Origin of the sequence: Curtobacterium sp. MCPF17_003, from assembly GCF_003224385.1 — a bacterium.
GTDB lineage: Bacteria > Actinomycetota > Actinomycetes > Actinomycetales > Microbacteriaceae > Curtobacterium > Curtobacterium flaccumfaciens.
Genome location: NZ_QKLC01000001.1, coordinates 90,626 through 106,856, shown reverse-complemented (window position 1 = coordinate 106,856; position 16,231 = coordinate 90,626). Strand labels below are relative to the sequence as shown.

Below are 16,231 nucleotides of genomic sequence, written 5' to 3'. Positions count from 1 at the left end.
CACGAGACCACGAGGAGACGACGATGGCACGGACGACGAAGACCGAGACCACCTTCACCGACGAGGAGCGTGCGGCGATGCAGGAGCACGCCGCGGAGGTCAAGCGCGCCCGCGGCACGAGGGGCACCAAGGCCGAGAAGGCAGCGGCCGACGCGGCTGCGGTCGAGGCGAAGATCGCCGAGATGTCCCAGTCGGACCGGGGGCTGGCGGAGCGCATCCACCGCATCGCGCTCGAGGTCGCGCCCGAGCTCGCGCCGAAGCTCTGGTACGGCATGCCCGCCTACGCACGGGACGGCAAGGCGGTGTTCTTCTTCCAGGACGCCGCGAAGTTCAAGGCCCGCTACGCGACGCTCGGGTTCCAGGACTCGGCCGCGCTCGACGACGGCACGTTCTGGCCGACGTCGTGGGCGATCAGCCCCGAGTTCTCCGAGGCCGACGAGGCACGGGTGGCCGACCTGATCCGTCGCGCGGTCGGCTGACGGTGCTCGGGCTGGGCGCCGCTCCGGTCTTCGCCCTGCTGTTCCTGGTGCTGTACGTCCTGGGGCGGCGACGTGACCCGCGGATGCTCCGCAACGGGGTGTTCCTGACGGCGGCCGTGCTGTTCGGGCTCGCGACGGTCGTGGCCGTGCTGACCAGGGTGGTCCCCGGGTTCAGCCTGCTCGTCGCCGTGGTGCTGCTGCTCGTGCCGCTGGCCGTCGTGGTGCTCGGGGTCGCCCTGGTCGCGAACGGCCTGCAGATGCTCCGGGCCGAGGGGCGCAGCGTCGGCAACCTGCTGTCGCTCGCTGCCGGGGTGGCGGTGTTCGTGCTGCCGGCGGTCGCCATCGCCCTGCTCGTCTCGGGCAGCGGCGAGGGCTTCACACTGTGGGACGGCACGAAGATCGCGATCGCCGTGCTGATGGTGTTCGTCTGCGGGTACTTCGCGCTGTCGCTGGTCGCGTTCGCCCTGTACTCCGTGGTCTACGGGCGGACGCGGCACGGCATCGTCCCCGACACGATCGTGGCCCTCGGCTCCGGGCTCGTGCACGGGGAGGTCCCGCCCCTGCTGCAGAGCCGGCTCGACCGGGCGCTCGGCGTCTACCGGGCCGAACGGGCGGCCGGACGCCGCCCGCTCCTCGTGCCGTCCGGCGGACAGGGCGACGACGAACCCCGCCCCGAGGGCACCGCGATGGCCGAGTACCTGGTGGCGCACGGTGCCGACCCGGACGACGTCGTCGCGGAAACCGCGTCGCGCAACACCCGTGAGAACCTCCGGTTCTCGCGGGACGTGCAGACGGCCGCCGGCCGGGACGGCCAGATGGTCGTGGTCACGAACAACTACCACGTGCTGCGGGCCGCGACCCTGGCCCGTCGCCTCGACCTGCCCGCCCAGGTCGTCGGTGCTCGCACGGCGGCCTACTACGTGCCGAGTGCGTTCCTGCGGGAGTTCGCCGCGGTGATCGTCGAGCACCGCTGGCTCAACGTGGTCGCCTGCACGCCGTTCGTGCTGTTCACCGGGTTCCTGCTCTGGGAGTCGTTCCAGCAGTAGGATCTCCACCATGGTCGAGATCTCGGCGCCGCGGCCGACCGACCTGCTGCCCATCGGCGAGATCGTCCGCCGCACGGGGGTCGCCGCCTCGGCCCTGCACTTTTACGAGCGCAAGGGCCTGATCCACCCGGAGCGCACTGACGGCGGCACGCGGATGTACCCGCGGCACGTCGAACGGCGGATCGCGATCATCCAGGTGGCCAAACGCCTCGGCATCCCGCTCAGCGAGGTCGCCGAGCAGTTCGAGGCGCTGCCCGCCGACCGCATGCCCTCGCTGCGCGACTGGAACCGGTTGAACGAACGGTGGCGCGCACGGCTGCGGGCCCGCCAGCTCGAGCTCGAGCGCCTGCAGCAGGAGATGACGCAGTGCATCGGCTGCGGGTGCGTCTCGCTCGGGGCCTGCTCGGTGGTGAACCCGGGCGATGCCCTGGGCGACGAGGGGCACGGAGCGCGTCGCCTGCTGCCGATCCAGGACGAGGCGGCCGACGATGCCGACACCGCTGCCGACGACGCAGCTGCTGCCGCCGACGCCGCCGCGGACGCCGTCGCCTAGCCCGCGCGGAGCCCGTCGTCGATCCGCTGCAGCAGCTCCAGCGCCTCGACCGCACCCCGTTCGTCGCCGCCGAGGGCCGTGCGGAGCTTGCCGGACCAGTGCCGGTGGAGCCGGTCGACGCTCTCCTGGGCCAGGGCGGTCGAGTGCAGCTGCACGGTCCGGGCGTCCGCCGGGTCCTGGCGCCGCTCGACCATGCCCTTCGACACGAGCGACCGGAGTGCGACGCTGAGGTTGCTGCGCTGCAGGGCGGTCGCCTCGGCGGTGGCACTGGGCGAGGTGCCGGGATTGCGGTTGATCCAGCGCATCACGAGCGCTTCGGTGCCGGTCAGCGGCACGATGTCGAGGGTCTCGGAGCCGTGTGGATCGATGTCACGCGCGATCCGGAGCAGGACGTCCGCGAACTCGGCGAGGACGTGGTCGGACACGGCGGAGTGCATGACCGTACTGTACCGATCTCCGGCGATGAGTTATGCTTTCATAACCATGACCACGGACACCGGATCCATCCGCGCGACGATCGCGACACCCACGACCAAGCAGCAGGGCATCACGACCGCGCTGCTCCTGGTGCTCGGCCTGCTCAGTGCCGTCGCCCCCTTCGCCACCGACCTGTACCTGCCGGCGTTCCCGCAGATGACCACCGAGCTCGGGGCGAGCGCGACCGCCGTCCAACTCACCCTCACCGCGTTCCTGGTGGGCGTGACCGCGGGCCAGCTCGTGTTCGGTCCGCTGTCCGACCGGTTCGGCCGCGTGCCGCCGCTCATCGCCGGTGCCGCGGTGTGCGTGCTCGCCAGCATCGCCGCGGTGCTCGCGCCGAACATCGGCGTGCTCATCGCGGCCCGCCTGCTGCAGGGCCTCGGCGGCGCGGCCGGCATGGTGATCAGCCGTGCGGTCATCTCCGACCTGGCGACCGGCAAGTCCGCAGCCCGCGCGTTCTCGCTCATGATGATCGTCGGCGGGGTCGCCCCGGTCGTCGCACCGCTGCTCGGCGGCCTGCTCACCGGCCCGATCGGCTGGCGCGGCCTGCTCTCGATCGTGCTCGGCCTGTCGGTCGTCATGCTCATCGCGGTCCTCGCCGTGATCCGCGAGACCCACCTGAAGGAACACCGCGACGCCCTGCGTGCGGAACGCCGTGGCTCCGGCTCGGCCCTGCGTGCCCTGCGCTCCCGCACGTTCCTCGGCTACACCGCGGTGTTCGGCTTCGCGTTCGCCGTGATGATGGCCTACATCTCCGCGTCGCCGTTCCTGTACCAGGACATGATCGGCTTCGGCACGGTCGGCTACGGCCTGGCCTTCGGGCTGAACGCCCTGGCGCTCATGGGCGTCAGCATCCTGTCCGCCAAGCTCACCGCGACCCGTTCGGTGACGGGCGTGCTGTCGCTCGGCATCGTGCTGGTGCTCGCGTCGACCGTGGCGTTCGCGCTGCTCGTCGTCTCCGGGGCGCCGGTCATCTGGCTCGCCGTGCCGCTGTTCACCGCGGTCGGTTCGCTCGGCCTGGTGCTCGGCAACGCCACGGCACTCGCTCTCGGTGCCGTGCCGTCGGCCGCTGGCAGCGCCTCGGCCGTGCTCGGTGCCCTGCAGTTCGGGCTCGCGGCGCTCGTGTCCCCGCTCGTCAGCATCGGCGGCTCGGACACCGCGGCGCCGCTGGCGATCGTGATGCTCGCCGCGGCCGTGGTGGCCGTCGTGGCGCTGCTCGCCGCGCGGGGCCGGACCAGCACGCTCCGCTGACCCGGAACGGCACCACCCGCTGGCCCACCCGGACCAGCCCACCCCGGACCCCCGGCGTCAGCCCCGCCCCGGCCGCAGGAACGGCACCCGCGGCATGAGCCAGTCGACCCACACCACCCGGACCCCCGGCGCCACGGCCAGTGCCCACAGGATCGAGGCGGCAGCGTCGGTCGGGTAGTGGACCGCGTCGATCGACACCGCGAAGAACACGACCACGATGGCCACGACCCCGAGCGTCAGCGCGAGCCGGTGCCACCGGGTCTCGCGGAGCAGCCAGATCAGGGCGATGACGAACGCCGTGATGTAGACGGTGTGCCCGCTCGGGTACCCGGGGTCGGGCTGCACGGGGAACGGGTGCGGCAGCACGGCGACGTCGGGCCGGGCGCGGTGCACGATCTCCTTCACGATCGCGGACGGCACCCACGTGATCGCGATGGTGCCGCCGAACGCCAGGGCGGGTCGCAGGTCTCGCGTGCGCCACCAGACCACGGCGACGACGACGACCGTGATCCCGATCGCCGGTGCCGGACTGATCACGTGGTAGACCGCCGTGCTGAACGCCCCGACGAACCCGGTGTGCAGCGCGTTGAGGGCCTTCGACAGCCCGAGGTCCACCGTGCCGAGGGTGAACCCGACGATGGTGATGACGACGACCGCGATGACGGCGATCGCCACCGAGACGAGCGGGTACGGCGAGCGCTCCAGGATCCCATACGTGGCTGGCTCCCGTCGGCGGGGACGGAGGAGCGGCGCGTCGTCGGTCATCCGGTCATCGTCGCAGCCCAAGCTCGACAGGCAGGGGCGAGCGGGCCTCACGATGATCCGAAAGCGTTCAGCGCAGCGGTCGCGAGTAGACAGGGCACATGCCAACCGTTGCCGAGAACATCGTCGCCACCCTCCGGGCCAACGACATCCACCGGGTCTACGGTCTGCCCGGGGACTCCCTGAACGGCTTCACCGACGCCCTGCGCAAGGACGGCACGATCCGGTGGGAGCACGTCCGTCACGAGGAGGCAGCCGCGTTCGCCGCCTCTGCCGAGGCCGCCCTGACCGGTGACCTGACCGTCTGCGCCGGCAGCTGCGGGCCCGGCAACCTGCACCTGGTCAACGGCCTGTACGACGCGAACCGTTCGCGGGTGCCCGTGCTGGCGATCGCGGCGCACATCCCCACGGCGGAGATCGGCTCCGGCTACTTCCAGGAGACCCACCCGCAGGAGCTGTTCCGTGAGTGCTCCGTCTACGTCGAGTACGTCGCCGACCCGGTGCAGATGCCCCGCCTGCTCGAGATCGCGATGCGCGAGGCGATCGAGAAGCGCGGCGTCGCGGTCCTCGTGATCCCGGGCGACGTCCTGCTCGCCGAGGCGAAGGACGACCGCGCCACTCGCATCGAGCGGGCCACCCCGCGCATCGTGCCGAGCGAGGCCGAGCTGCAGCGCACCGCCGACCTGCTGAACGGTGCCGACCGGATCACGATCCTGGCCGGAGCCGGCGTCGCGGACGCCCACGACGAGGTCGTCGCCCTGGCCGAGCGACTGCAGGCCCCGATCGTGCACGCGCTGCGCGGCAAGGAGCACATCGAGTACGACAACCCGTACGACGTCGGCATGACGGGGCTGCTCGGCTTCGCGTCCGGGTACCGCGCGATGGAGGACGCCGACGTCGTGCTCATGCTCGGCACGGACTTCCCGTACCAGCAGTTCTTCCCGGCCGAGGCGAAGCACGTGCAGGTCGACATCCGAGGCTCGCAGCTCGGCCGGCGGCACCCCGTCGACATCGGGCTGGTCGGCACCGTCAAGGACACCGCCCTCGCGCTCCTCCCGCTGCTGACCGGCTCGCACCCGACGAAGCACCTGGAGGACTCGCTCGGGCGCTACCGGAAGACCCGCGAGAAGCTCGACGACCTGGCCGTGCCCGCCGGCAGGAAGAAGCCGCTGCACCCGCAGTACGTCACCCGGGTGCTGGACCGGCTCGCCGCCGAGGACGCCGTCTTCATCCCCGACGTCGGCTCCCCCGTCGTCTGGGCCTCGCGCTACCTCACCATGAACGGCAAGCGCCGACTGATCGGCTCGTTCGTGCACGGCACGATGGCGAACGCCGTCCCGCAGGCGATCGGTGCGCAGACGGCGTACCCGGACCGGCAGGTGATCGCTCTTGCCGGTGACGGCGGGCTGACGATGCTCCTCGGTGAGCTCATCACGATCGTGCAGAACAAGCTCCCGGTGAAGATCGTCGTGTTCGACAACTCGTCGCTCAACTTCGTCGAGCTCGAGATGAAGGCCGCCGGCTTCGTGAACTACGGCACCGAGCTGCAGAACCCGGACTTCGCCGCCGTCGCCGAGGCGATCGGCATCAAGGGGTTCCACGTCGACGTGTCCGACGACTTCGAGGACGCGATGGCCGCCGCGCTCGCGCACGACGGCCCCGCGCTCGTGTCGGTCCGCGCGAACCGCCAGGAACTGTCCATGCCCCCGGCGGTCACCCTGGAGCAGGCGAAGGGCTTCACGCTCTACGCCATCCGCACGGTGCTGTCGGGCCGCGGCGACGAGCTGCTGGACCTCGCGTCCACCAACGCGCGCCAGCTGCTGTAGACGCGACCGGACGACGGCCAGGAGGCCCGTGGCGGCGCCGCCACGGGCCTCCTGGCCGTCACGGCGTCACCACCCGAGCGGCTGGCCGTCCTCCAGGAACACACCGGTCGGGCCCTCCGGGCCCGCGTTCGCGGCGGCCGCGATCGTCGCGGCGCTGACCTCGACAGGGCGACCGTGCGGGTTCGGCATGCCACCGAACTCGGTGGCCGTGTAGCCGGGCTCGATCGCGACGAAGTGCACCTCGGGCACGACGCGGGCGTACTGCACCGTCAGCATCGAGACGGCCGCCTTGGACGCGCCGTAGACCACGGCCGGCACGGTGAACGCCGGCTTCGACGGGTCGTGGGTGGCGGTGAAGGATCCGAGCGCGCTCGACAGGTTCACCACGATCGGGTTCGCGGAGCGACGCAGGAGCGGCAGCGCGGCCTCGGTCGCGCGGATGGTGCCGACGGCGTTCGTGTCGAAGACGGCGAGTGCCTCGGGGCCGCTCTGTCCCCAGACGGCGATGCCGGCGTTGTTGACCAGGACGTCGAGGCCGCCGTTCGCGTCGACGTGGGCGAAGGCCGCGGCGACCGAGTCGTCGTCGCGGACGTCGAGCTGGACGGAGCGGGCGCCGACCTCGGTGGCGACGGCGGCGCCCTGGTCGGCGTCGCGGGCGCCGATCCAGACGGTGTGGCCCGCCTCGACGAGCTGGCGGGCGGTTTCCTTGCCGAGGCCGCGGGTGGCCCCGGTGATGAGTGTCGTTGTCATGGGTCCAGCGTCACGCTCGGCGCCGACCTCAGGGAGTCGCCCGGTTGTCGTAGGACCGTCAGGGCCAGGACTCGACCGCTCGACGCGCGCAGACTGGGGACATGGCGGACACGGACTTCGGGCACACCCTGCGGCGGCTGCGCGACCACGTCTCCCCCGACGCTGCCGGCATGGTCGTCGGGCCGCGTCGACGCGCAGCCGGGCTGCGGCGCGAGGAACTGGCGCAGCTCGCGGGGATCTCGGCCGACTACCTGACCCGGCTCGAGCAGGGGCGGGCGACCTCACCGTCCGCCCAGGTGGTCGAGGCGCTCGCGCGGGCGCTGCGGGTCGCCGATGCCGACCGCGAGCTGCTCTACCGGCTCGCCGGGCACGCGGTCCCCGGAGCCGATGTGGTTCCGTCGCGGATCCCACCGAGCGTGCAGCGACTGCTCGACCGACTGGCGGACACCCCCGTCGCGGTGCTCGACGCCGCGGGGAACCTGCTCGTCGCCAACGCCCCGTACGACGCGCTGATGGGGCCGATCGGGGCACTCCGCGGGAACGACCGGAACACGGCGTGGCGGCACCTGGTCGGATCCGGCAGCCGAGCCGTGCACACGCCCGAGGAGCAGGCGGCGTTCGAGGCGAACCTGGTGGCGGGGCTCCGGATGACCGCGGCCCGCTACCCGCTCGACCGCCAGCTGCAGCAGCTCGTGCGGGACCTGCGGGCGGCGAGTCCGCGGTTCGTCGAGCTGTGGGACTCGGGCGCGACCGCGCTCGGCGAGACCGCCCGCCGGAAGGTGATCGACCACCCGGACGTCGGGCTGATCACGCTCGACTGCGACACCCTGGTCGTCGGGCCGGAGGACCTGCGGATCCTGGCGTACACGGCCGTGCCCGGGTCGGTGGACGCGGAGCGGCTGGCGCTGGCGATCGTGGTGGGGACGCAGTCGTTGGTGGAGTGAGGCGAAGTCACTGTGGTTGTGCGGTGCGGGTCCGCAGTGACCCCGCCGGCTTCAGTCGGCGACAGCCGCGACGGCTTCGATCTCGACCAGTTGGTCGTCGTACCCGAGGACCGTGACCCCGAGCAGAGTGCTCGGCACGTCGTGAGTGCCGAAGGCATCGCGGACCACCTGCCAGGCGGTGACGAGATCAGCCTGCCGCGAGGACGCCACGAGCACCCGGGTGCTCACGACGTCCTCGATGGAGGCACCTGCCGCACGCAGCGCCTCCTGCATGGTCTCGATGCACCTGGCGGCCTGGCCCGCGTGGTCCCCGACCGCGACGGTCGACCCGTCCGGGGCGAGCGGGCAGGCCCCGGCGAGGAACACGAGCCGCGTCCCAGCCGGCACGGTGGACGCGTACGCGTACTGCGCCACGTCGCTCAGGACGTCGGACCGGATGAGACGGACAGCGCTGGCCATCGCCCCATCCTGCCCGCGATCGCTGAGCAGCCAGGCCGAGAGAGACCAGCACCTGGTGCTCTGCACGGCCCCGGCCGGTTCACCCGACGCGGATGCCCTGGCGCTCCTCGGGCTGCTCGGCGTCCTCGACGTCGAACACGACGCCCCGGGCACTCGCTGCACCGATGAACTCGGCCACCGGCCGGTGCTCCGGGTGCGGCAAGTACTCGGCGAGCGCGGCACGATCGCGGAACCGGACGACGAGCATCCAGTGGAACCCGCCCTCCAGTCCCTCCGTGCTCACGCTCGTGCCGGACTGCACCGACTCGACCCCCTCGATCCGTGGCAGGTGCTCGCGCGACAGGGCCGATGCCTCGGACGACCGGTCCTCCCCGTCCCACTCGACCAGCACGGTGTGCGTCACTCCGGACACGTGGTCCCCTTCCTCGAACGCAAGAACACGAAACCCAGAACCTCAGAACGCCGGCGTCCCACCGGCGATCGTGATCGTCGACCCGGACTGGTAGCTCGACTCCGGGCTGACCAGGTGCACGTAGGCGGCGCCGAGCTCGGCGGGCTGCCCGGGGCGGCCGAACGGCGAGCTCTCGCCGAAGTGCGACACCGTCTCGGCGTCGTCGGAACCCGGCTGCAACGGCGTCCACACCGGCCCCGGCGCGACGGAGTTCACACGGATGCCCTTCGGCGCGAGCTGCTGCGCGACGGCCTCGGTGAAGAGCTTGATCGCGCCCTTCGACACGGCGTAGTCGATCTTGTCCGGCGAGGGCGTCGACGCCTGGATCGAACCGGTCGTCACGATGGTCGACCCGGGCTCGAGGTGCGGCACCGCGGCCTTGGTCAGCCAGAACAGCGAGTAGATGTTGGTCTTGAAGGTGGAGTCGAACATCGACGTGTCGAGCGTCAGGATGTCCTCGTTGCTCTCCATGCGACCCGCCACCATGACCAGGGTGTCGAGGCCGCCGAACTCGTCGACGCCCTTCTGCACCAGATCCGTGCAGTACTGCTCGTCGGAGATGTCCCCGGGGAACAGCACGGCCCGACGGCCTTCTGACTCGAGCAGGTCGCGGACCTGTTCCGCGTCCTCCTGCTCGTCCGGCAGGTACGAGAGCACCAGGTCCGCTCCTTCGCGCGACAGCGCGATAGCGGCGGCACGGCCGATGCCGGAGTCGGCACCGGTGACGATGCCGCGGTACCCCTTCAGGCGTCCGAGCCCGACGTAGCTCTCCTCGCCGTGGTCGGGCTTCGGGTCCATCTTCCACGCGGCGCCCGGCAGCGACTGCTCCTGCTTCGGGTACGGCGGTGCCGGGTAGAGGGTGTTCGGATCGCGCTTCTCGTACTGGCTCATGGCCCCACTGTCGTCGCAGCGCCCGCACGGGCGCTCAGCTGGTGGGTGACGGACGCTGAGCAGGCGACCGGGTCCTGGAAGACGGGTGGGGACGGACCGGAGGCGCGGTGCGGGCCCGCACCGCGCCTCCGGTCCGTCAGGTGGCTCAGACGCCGGCCGTGGTCCGGATCCAGGACGAGGCCTGCGACAGCAGGGCGTAGTTCGAGCCGGCCCTGGTGTTCGCACCCGGGTCGGCGCTGTCGCCGGTGGAGCAGACGGCGACGACCTTGCCGTTGACGAGCAGCGGGCCGCCCGAGTCGCCGTGGTTCGAGGCGCCGGTCACCCCGGTGAGGTGCTGGGCACGACCGTTGAAGGCGTCGGTGCTCGCGCCGGTGAGCGAGACGGTGGCCTGGTAGAGGCCGTCGGACTGTGTCGCGTTCGCGCGCAGGCCGTAGCCCTGGATGGTGCCGGTGCCGCTCGACTTGGCCGTCGCGGTGAGGTCGAGGGGTGCGTAGGTGGACAGCGAGTAGGCGGTCCGCAGGTGCACGAGCGCGATGTCACCCGCCGGCGATGCGCTGACCCGGTCGACGGCGACGGCCGCGCCGCGGTTGACGGTGGAGTTGGAGTGGTACACGTTCATCGCACCGATGCCGTCGATGCAGTGCCGGGCGGTGAGGATCCACGAGGCGTTGAGCTGCTCGCCGGTGCAGTTGCTGACGTAGCCTGCGGGGATGCTCCCGCCCGAGGCTTCGAGCTGCACCGCCCACGAGGTGGTGGGGGCCTTCTCGCCGCCGACGACCTTCGTGCTGACGGGCAGCGCGGACGCGGGCGAAGCGGCGAACACGCCGGCGGTGATGACGGCGACCGCGGCGAACGCGGCTGCGATGGACTTCTTCATGACGACTCCTCTGTCGGTGAAGCACCTGCCAGTTGCTCTGTGCAACTGATGCGTCATCCTGACCCCCTGTCCGGGGGTCGCACCAGTCCGCACTTCGACGGACGCGCCTGCTTGCGGACTCGAGAGCCGTGATCCGGTACGCGAACTGGCTGAGCCGTGCGCCATCGGTCTGGTCGTAGCGTCGAAGCATGACGACCAGTGACGCGATCAACCTGCCGGATCGGTTGACTCCGGCCCTGGACACCGACCTCGAGGTGCTCGACGCCATGGACCGTGTCATCGCGGCGTGCGTGGAGGGGACCTCGGCGACGGAGGCGGGGATCGTGCTGGCCGACCGGTACGGCGTACTGCAGGTCATCGCCTCGACGAGCGAGCGCAGCAGCGAGGCCGAGGAAGCGCAGCTCGGCACGAACGAGGGCTCGTGTCTCGACTGCTACCGGACCGGGAAGACGATCGACGTGCCCGACGTGTCCACGCACGAGTCGGAGTGGCCGACGTTCGCGGCGACGATGCGCGAACGGGGGCTGCAGGGCACGTTCGCCGAGCCGATCCGTCTGCGGGACCGGACCATCGGCTCCCTGTGCGTCTTCGCCGACCACACCCGCGGGCACAACGACCAGGACGTCGTGCTGCTCCAGCTGCTCGCCGACGCGGCTTCGGCTGCCCTGGTCCGACAGCGCGACCGCGGGGTGTCGACCACGATCGAGGAACAGGTCGAGGACGCGCTCGAGGCCCGGGTGCTCCTCGAACAGGCCAAGGGCGCACTCGCGTACCGACGGGGCATCCGGATGGACGAGGCGTTCCAGATCCTGCGACGTACTGCTGCCGGTGCGGGCCGCGGGATCCGGGCCATGGCGGAGGACGTCGTGCACCGGGGTGCCGACCTCGGCAGCACCGGCTAGACCGGTTCCGTCCGGAGGACCAGCCCGTGGTGCTGCGTGGTGAGCGACACCGCGACCACCTCGCCGAACGCATCACCGTCGAGCTGCACACGCTCCGGGGTGTCGACGGTCAGCCGCAGCGTCCGTGCCCGGGTGTACCGGAGCGCACGGGAGGTCGGCAGCACCCGGGCCAGGAGCCGCCCGAACCGGGTGCGCGCGAAGAACCGGTTGAGCGTCAGGGCGTACCCGACCTTGGTCCACCCGAACCACCCGGCCGGCCGGAACGCCACGGCGTCGAGGATCCCGTCGTCCGGGCGGGCAGCGGGGAGCAGCAGGATGCCCGCGGTCAGGGTGCCGCAGTTCCCGACGATGATCGTGTGCGCGCTCATGCTGCGGAGCGGGCCGTCGTCGATCCCGTAGTGCACCGGGATCCGCCGGTTGCCGATCACGGACCGGGCGATGGGATCCGAGTAGGCCACCCACCCCAACCGCTTCTTCACCCACGCGTTCGTGTCCGCGGCCATGCTCGCATCGAGCCCGATGCCGGTCATCACCAGGAACGCGTGCGACGTCGTGGTGCCCGACGGGTCGGTCAGGTCGGCCAGCCCGACGTCGATCGGGCGGTCCGTCCCGCCGAAGCCCGCACGGACGGAGCGCACCAGGTCGCCGAGGGGCAGCCCGAGGTTCCGTGCGAACAGGTTGCCGGTGCCGCTGGGGACGAGCGCGACCGGCGTCCCGGTGCCGCGGAGTTCCTCGGCGACGACCCGGAGCGTGCCGTCCCCGCCGGCGACGAGGACGACGCTCGGGCGGGCGTCGCGCGCGGCCCGTGCGGCAGCCCGTCCGTCGTCGTCGGCCCTCGTGACGAACCAGAGCGACTCGGCCCATCCGTGGACGCGCTCCTCGGCGGCGAGCACCGCTCGGAGGCGCGCCTGGTCGATCTTGGTCGGGTTCACGACCACCGCTGCCCGCAGCTGGTGGGCGTCGTTCGGGAGGTTCGGCACGGGGCAGGGCGGGGCGGGGCTCAGTGGATCCGGAGTTCGGTCACCATGGGGCAGACGAAGGGGTCGCGGGCGGCGAGGCCGACGCGGTTGAGGTAGCGGACGACGATGCCGTAGGAGCGCAGCAGCGTCGTCTCGGTGTAGGGCACGTCGAGGGTGTCGCAGTGGTCACGGACGAGCAGGCGGGCCTGCTTCAGCGCCGGACGCGGCATCGACGGGAACAGGTGGTGCTCGACCTGGTAGTTCAGCCCGCCCATCAGGAACGACACCCACCAGCCGCCACGGATGTTGCGCGAGGTGCGCACCTGACGGGATAAGAAGTCGACCTTCGCGTCGTGCGCGATGGTCGGCATGCCCTTGTGGTTCGGGGCGAACGAGGCACCCATCATCACGCCGAACACGGCCAGCTGCACCCCGAGGAACGCACACGCCATCCCGAACGGCAGGAACCAGAACACGACCGTCAGGTAGATGGCGAAACGCGCCACGAGCAGGATGCCCTCGAGGACCCGACCCCGGGTGTCGCTGCGGCCACCGGTGCCCCGGAGGACCGACACGACGGCAGCCCGGTGCAGGTTGATCCCCTCGAGCGTGAGCAACGGGAAGAACAACCAGCCCTGGTACTGCACGAACACCCGGAGCGGCCTGTTCGTCACGGCGGCGGCGTCCTCCGGCAGGAACCGGATCGCGTCCGGCGCGATGTCCGGGTCCTTGCCGACGGTGTTCGGGTTGCCGTGGTGGCGCGTGTGCTTGTTCATCCACCACGAGTAGCTGAGGCCCACCAGGAACGTGCCGAGCCAGCGGCCCGCGCGGTCGTTCCACTTCTGGGACTCGAACACCTGACGGTGCGCGGCCTCGTGCGACAGGAACGCGAACTGCGTGAACAGCACGCCCAGCGCACCGGCCACGATGAGCTGGAACCACGAGTCACCGAGGAACGCGAACACGACCCAGCACGCGGCCGTGGCCAGGACGAGCGCGGAGAACAGCGCCCAGTAGAAGCCCCGACGGCGCTCGAGCAGCCCGGCTTCCTTCACCTGCGCCAGCAGCGCGGAGTAGGACGAGGTGCCGCCGGTCCGCGGTCCGACCGGAGAGCCGGTCTTCCGGTAGCCGCTGGCGAGGGGTTTCGAGCTGGTCTCCCGCTGCGGGCTGGTACCGGCGTGCTGCGTCGTCATGGATTCCCTGGTCGTCATCGGAATGGCGGAACGTTCCGGCGGCCGGGGTCTGGGGCAGCTGCTCCAACGCTAGAGCCGCCGCGCTCCCGGGTGCAAGCCACAGGTCCGCGTGTCCGCTGCTCGGTTACGGTTGTCCCGCCTGCTCGACGGAAGGACCGCTCCACATGACCGAGGTACGCGAAGCACGACTGGTCGAGACGTTCGTGACCCTCACCGACAGCCTGGTGGCGGACTACGACGTGGTCGACGTCCTGCAGACGCTGGTCGACCGGGCAGTGGAGTTGTTCGACGCCGCCGCGGGCGCGATCCACCTGCTCGACCAGCAGGACGAGCTGCGCGTCGTCGCGTCGACGAGCGAGCGCAGCAGCTTCATCGGTCTGCTCCAGCTCAACGCCGGTGAGGGGCCCTGCATCACCGCCGTGACCACCGGCCGGCTGGTGACCTCGGAGAACGCCGACGACCTGCGGCAGCACTGGCCCCGGTTTGCCGAGGCATCGAGGGCTCGCGGCTACGCGGGCGTCCACGCCATCCCGCTCCGGCTGCGGGACACCACCGTCGGGTCGCTGAACCTGTTCCGCGAGACGGAGGGAGCGCTGAACGGTGCCGACGCCCGAGCCGCGCAGGCCCTCGCCGACGTCGCGACCATCAGCCTGTTGCAGCAACGGACCCTCGAGCACGCGACACTCACCGCGGAGCAGCTCCAGCGTGCGCTCGACAGCCGGGTCGCCATCGAACAGGCCAAGGGGTACCTCGCACGTGCGGCCGGGGTCGACGTCGAGGAGGCCTTCGGCATGATCCGTCGCTACGCCCGCACACACCAGCGCTCCCTGAGCCAGGTCGCCGCAGCCGTGGCACGCGACGACGTCCCGCTCGCCGACCTCATCGGGGCCGGAGTGTCCTGAGGGTTCCCTCGGGACGGTCCTCACCGGTGCGACGCGCGGGTGCCGGTCGGGTAGCGGCCCCGGCCCGGGATCGTGTGCCGGATGCCCCCGGCCGGGTCCGGCACGTCGCCGCCGTACCGTGGGATCACGTGCAGGTGGGCGTGGAACACCGTCTGCCCGGCTGCCGCGCCGTCGTTGAACCCGACGTTGTACCCGTCAGGTCGGTACCGGTCGTCGAGCACCAGCTTGAGTGCGCGGACGAGCCGCGTCATCGCGGCGACTTCGTCCGCGGTGGCGTCGAACCACGACACCACGTGGCGCTTCGGGACGACCAGGCTGTGCCCGGTCGAGACCGGGTTCGCGTCCAGCAACGCCACGACCAGGTCGTCCTCGACGAGCCGGGAGGCCCGTGGCACGTTGTCGAAGACGCATCCGGTGAGCGCGTCGTCACGGTCTCGGGCGTCGGGTTCGGGGATCAGCGCGTGCTCCAGAACGAGATGGTCCGGCTCTCGTCCCGCACGACCGCGGTGTGCGACGACGCCCGGTCGGCGACCGGGCGGTTGCCCTCGCCGCCGTACCAGTAGGAGACGTACCGGTTCTGGCTGGGTGACCATCCGACCACCTCGACCTTGTACCGGCCGGGGCTCAGGACCACGCCGAAGATGCCGCCGCGCCCCGGCGACCAGTAGACCAGGCGGGTGTCGAAGGTGCTGCCGATCGACTCGCCGTACACGTGCACCGTGGCCCCGGTGAAGTCGGTGTCGAGCTGCGGGTTCACGATGGCGGACAGGGTGACCCCGACGGTCGAGCTCGCGCCGACGTCGTCCAGCACGGTCTCGGCCCGGCCGCCCGCCTGGTTCGCGACGCGGACGTAGGAGCGCGGCGCGGTGGAGCCGGGGTCGCGGTGGAACCCCCACGACTGACCGCGCAGCGCCGGCCACGAGTCGAGGGACTCGTCGTGCGCGTTGACCTGCACGCTGTAGTCGTCGCTCGGCAGGCCGTGCACCCAGTAGTGCCCGTCTCGGGCGGTGACGGTGCGACGCACCGTTCCGGTGTTCCAGCCGCGCACGACGACGGCCGCGCCGGACAGGTCGGCGCCGTACGGGTTGTGTGCGGTCCCACCGATCGATGCGCCGCGTCGCACGACCAGGACGACGGTCTCGTGCGCTCCGGGGCCGACCGTGATGCCGGTGCGCTCGGCGGGGAGCACGTCGTCGAAGCCGTACGAGCCCTCGCGCTCGCCGTGCAGGCTCCACGTGCCGGACGGGACGGCGTCGAACGTCAGCCGCCCGCGTGCGTCGCTCGAGGCAGAGGCCGTGGTCGCGCCCTCCGGGGTCCGCAGGTCGACCACCACCCCCGACATCGGCAGCGGGCGCTTCTCCGGGTGGGTGAGCATCACGGTGAGCGCGCCGTCGTCCGGTGCTGCCAGGGCCGCGGTCGTCGGTGCGAGGATCACCCCGACCAGCGTCAACACGGTCGTGATGCCGACCACCGTGCGTCGTCGAGTCGTCATGGCGTACCCCTGCTCCC

19 protein-coding genes are annotated in these 16,231 nt (G+C 71.5%); 8 read left to right on the top strand and 11 right to left on the bottom strand.

Translation table 11 applies throughout. The features are described 5' to 3' along the window. Positions 1 to 23 precede the first annotated feature (23 nt). The 3 genes from DEJ30_RS00510 to soxR are packed head-to-tail and all read left to right on the top strand — an operon-like array spanning position 24 to position 2,078. Complete coding sequence (locus DEJ30_RS00510; RefSeq protein WP_220032909.1) at positions 24 to 479, top strand: iron chaperone; 456 nt, start codon at positions 24 to 26, stop codon at positions 477 to 479. A gap of 2 nt (positions 480 to 481) precedes the next feature. Further along, positions 482 to 1,525 (top strand): YdcF family protein, encoded by a 1,044-nt coding sequence (locus DEJ30_RS00505; protein ID WP_258369755.1) that lies wholly within the window; start codon positions 482 to 484, stop codon positions 1,523 to 1,525. Between the two features lie 10 nt (positions 1,526 to 1,535). Beyond that, complete coding sequence (soxR, locus tag DEJ30_RS00500; protein WP_110858576.1) at positions 1,536 to 2,078, top strand: redox-sensitive transcriptional activator SoxR; 543 nt, start codon at positions 1,536 to 1,538, stop codon at positions 2,076 to 2,078. Here the strand turns inward: soxR and DEJ30_RS00495 are convergent. Continuing rightward, on the bottom strand, positions 2,075 to 2,515 hold the full coding sequence (locus DEJ30_RS00495; RefSeq protein WP_258369754.1) for a MarR family winged helix-turn-helix transcriptional regulator: 441 nt from the start codon (positions 2,513 to 2,515) through the stop codon (positions 2,075 to 2,077). The genes soxR and DEJ30_RS00495 overlap by 4 nt on opposite strands. Before the next feature lie 46 nt (positions 2,516 to 2,561). Between DEJ30_RS00495 and DEJ30_RS00490 the strand changes: the two genes are divergently transcribed. Beyond that, entirely contained in the window at positions 2,562 to 3,806 is a 1,245-nt protein-coding gene (locus tag DEJ30_RS00490; RefSeq protein ID WP_110858575.1) for a multidrug effflux MFS transporter, read from the top strand. 57 nt (positions 3,807 to 3,863) lie between these two features. On the opposite strand, the gene DEJ30_RS00485 is transcribed toward DEJ30_RS00490, so the two are convergent. Further along, positions 3,864 to 4,571 carry a phosphatase PAP2 family protein gene (locus tag DEJ30_RS00485; RefSeq protein WP_110858574.1) on the bottom strand — a complete coding sequence of 236 codons (708 nt, stop codon included), beginning with the start codon at positions 4,569 to 4,571 and terminating at the stop codon, positions 3,864 to 3,866. A 98-nt stretch (positions 4,572 to 4,669) separates the two neighbouring features. Between DEJ30_RS00485 and poxB the strand changes: the two genes are divergently transcribed. Beyond that, positions 4,670 to 6,394: a ubiquinone-dependent pyruvate dehydrogenase gene (gene poxB, locus DEJ30_RS00480; protein WP_110858573.1), complete on the top strand. Its 1,725-nt coding sequence runs from the start codon at positions 4,670 to 4,672 to the stop codon at positions 6,392 to 6,394. 66 nt (positions 6,395 to 6,460) lie between these two features. Here poxB and DEJ30_RS00475 read toward each other — a convergent pair whose 3' ends face one another. Then, entirely contained in the window at positions 6,461 to 7,144 is a 684-nt protein-coding gene (locus DEJ30_RS00475; RefSeq protein ID WP_110858572.1) for an SDR family NAD(P)-dependent oxidoreductase, read from the bottom strand. 101 nt (positions 7,145 to 7,245) lie between these two features. Between DEJ30_RS00475 and DEJ30_RS00470 the strand changes: the two genes are divergently transcribed. Continuing rightward, positions 7,246 to 8,088 (top strand): helix-turn-helix transcriptional regulator, encoded by an 843-nt coding sequence (locus DEJ30_RS00470; RefSeq protein WP_110858571.1) that lies wholly within the window; start codon positions 7,246 to 7,248, stop codon positions 8,086 to 8,088. A gap of 51 nt (positions 8,089 to 8,139) precedes the next feature. Here DEJ30_RS00470 and DEJ30_RS00465 read toward each other — a convergent pair whose 3' ends face one another. The 4 genes from DEJ30_RS00465 to DEJ30_RS00445 form a co-directional block, all read right to left on the bottom strand. Beyond that, positions 8,140 to 8,547: a RidA family protein gene (locus DEJ30_RS00465; RefSeq protein ID WP_110858570.1), complete on the bottom strand. Its 408-nt coding sequence runs from the start codon at positions 8,545 to 8,547 to the stop codon at positions 8,140 to 8,142. A 79-nt stretch (positions 8,548 to 8,626) separates the two neighbouring features. Beyond that, a complete protein-coding gene (locus tag DEJ30_RS00455; RefSeq protein ID WP_110858569.1) occupies positions 8,627 to 8,959 on the bottom strand; it encodes a Dabb family protein in 333 nt (110 codons plus the stop codon). Positions 8,960 to 9,001: 42 nt separating this feature from the next. Continuing rightward, a complete protein-coding gene (locus DEJ30_RS00450; protein ID WP_110858568.1) occupies positions 9,002 to 9,889 on the bottom strand; it encodes an SDR family oxidoreductase in 888 nt (295 codons plus the stop codon). A gap of 145 nt (positions 9,890 to 10,034) precedes the next feature. Continuing rightward, positions 10,035 to 10,766, bottom strand: a complete 732-nt coding sequence (locus tag DEJ30_RS00445; protein ID WP_110858567.1) for a trypsin-like serine protease — start codon at positions 10,764 to 10,766, stop codon at positions 10,035 to 10,037. A gap of 188 nt (positions 10,767 to 10,954) precedes the next feature. On the opposite strand from DEJ30_RS00445, the gene DEJ30_RS00440 reads away from it, so the two are divergent. Beyond that, positions 10,955 to 11,668 (top strand): GAF and ANTAR domain-containing protein, encoded by a 714-nt coding sequence (locus DEJ30_RS00440; RefSeq protein WP_110858566.1) that lies wholly within the window; start codon positions 10,955 to 10,957, stop codon positions 11,666 to 11,668. Here the strand turns inward: DEJ30_RS00440 and DEJ30_RS00435 are convergent. Both DEJ30_RS00435 and DEJ30_RS00430 read right to left on the bottom strand, forming a co-directional pair. Continuing rightward, a complete protein-coding gene (locus DEJ30_RS00435) occupies positions 11,665 to 12,648 on the bottom strand; it encodes a diacylglycerol kinase family protein (RefSeq protein ID WP_110858565.1) in 984 nt (327 codons plus the stop codon). The genes DEJ30_RS00440 and DEJ30_RS00435 overlap by 4 nt on opposite strands. Before the next feature lie 20 nt (positions 12,649 to 12,668). Then, complete coding sequence (locus tag DEJ30_RS00430) at positions 12,669 to 13,820, bottom strand: acyl-CoA desaturase (protein ID WP_110858564.1); 1,152 nt, start codon at positions 13,818 to 13,820, stop codon at positions 12,669 to 12,671. Positions 13,821 to 13,984: 164 nt separating this feature from the next. Between DEJ30_RS00430 and DEJ30_RS00425 the strand changes: the two genes are divergently transcribed. Next, positions 13,985 to 14,722 (top strand): GAF and ANTAR domain-containing protein, encoded by a 738-nt coding sequence (locus tag DEJ30_RS00425; protein ID WP_110858563.1) that lies wholly within the window; start codon positions 13,985 to 13,987, stop codon positions 14,720 to 14,722. Positions 14,723 to 14,742: 20 nt separating this feature from the next. On the opposite strand, the gene DEJ30_RS00420 is transcribed toward DEJ30_RS00425, so the two are convergent. Both DEJ30_RS00420 and DEJ30_RS18360 read right to left on the bottom strand, forming a co-directional pair. After that, positions 14,743 to 15,117: an HIT family protein gene (locus tag DEJ30_RS00420; protein ID WP_220032908.1), complete on the bottom strand. Its 375-nt coding sequence runs from the start codon at positions 15,115 to 15,117 to the stop codon at positions 14,743 to 14,745. A 59-nt stretch (positions 15,118 to 15,176) separates the two neighbouring features. Further along, positions 15,177 to 16,214 carry a carboxypeptidase-like regulatory domain-containing protein gene (locus tag DEJ30_RS18360; protein WP_110858561.1) on the bottom strand — a complete coding sequence of 346 codons (1,038 nt, stop codon included), beginning with the start codon at positions 16,212 to 16,214 and terminating at the stop codon, positions 15,177 to 15,179. Between the last annotated feature and the right edge of the window lie 17 nt (positions 16,215 to 16,231).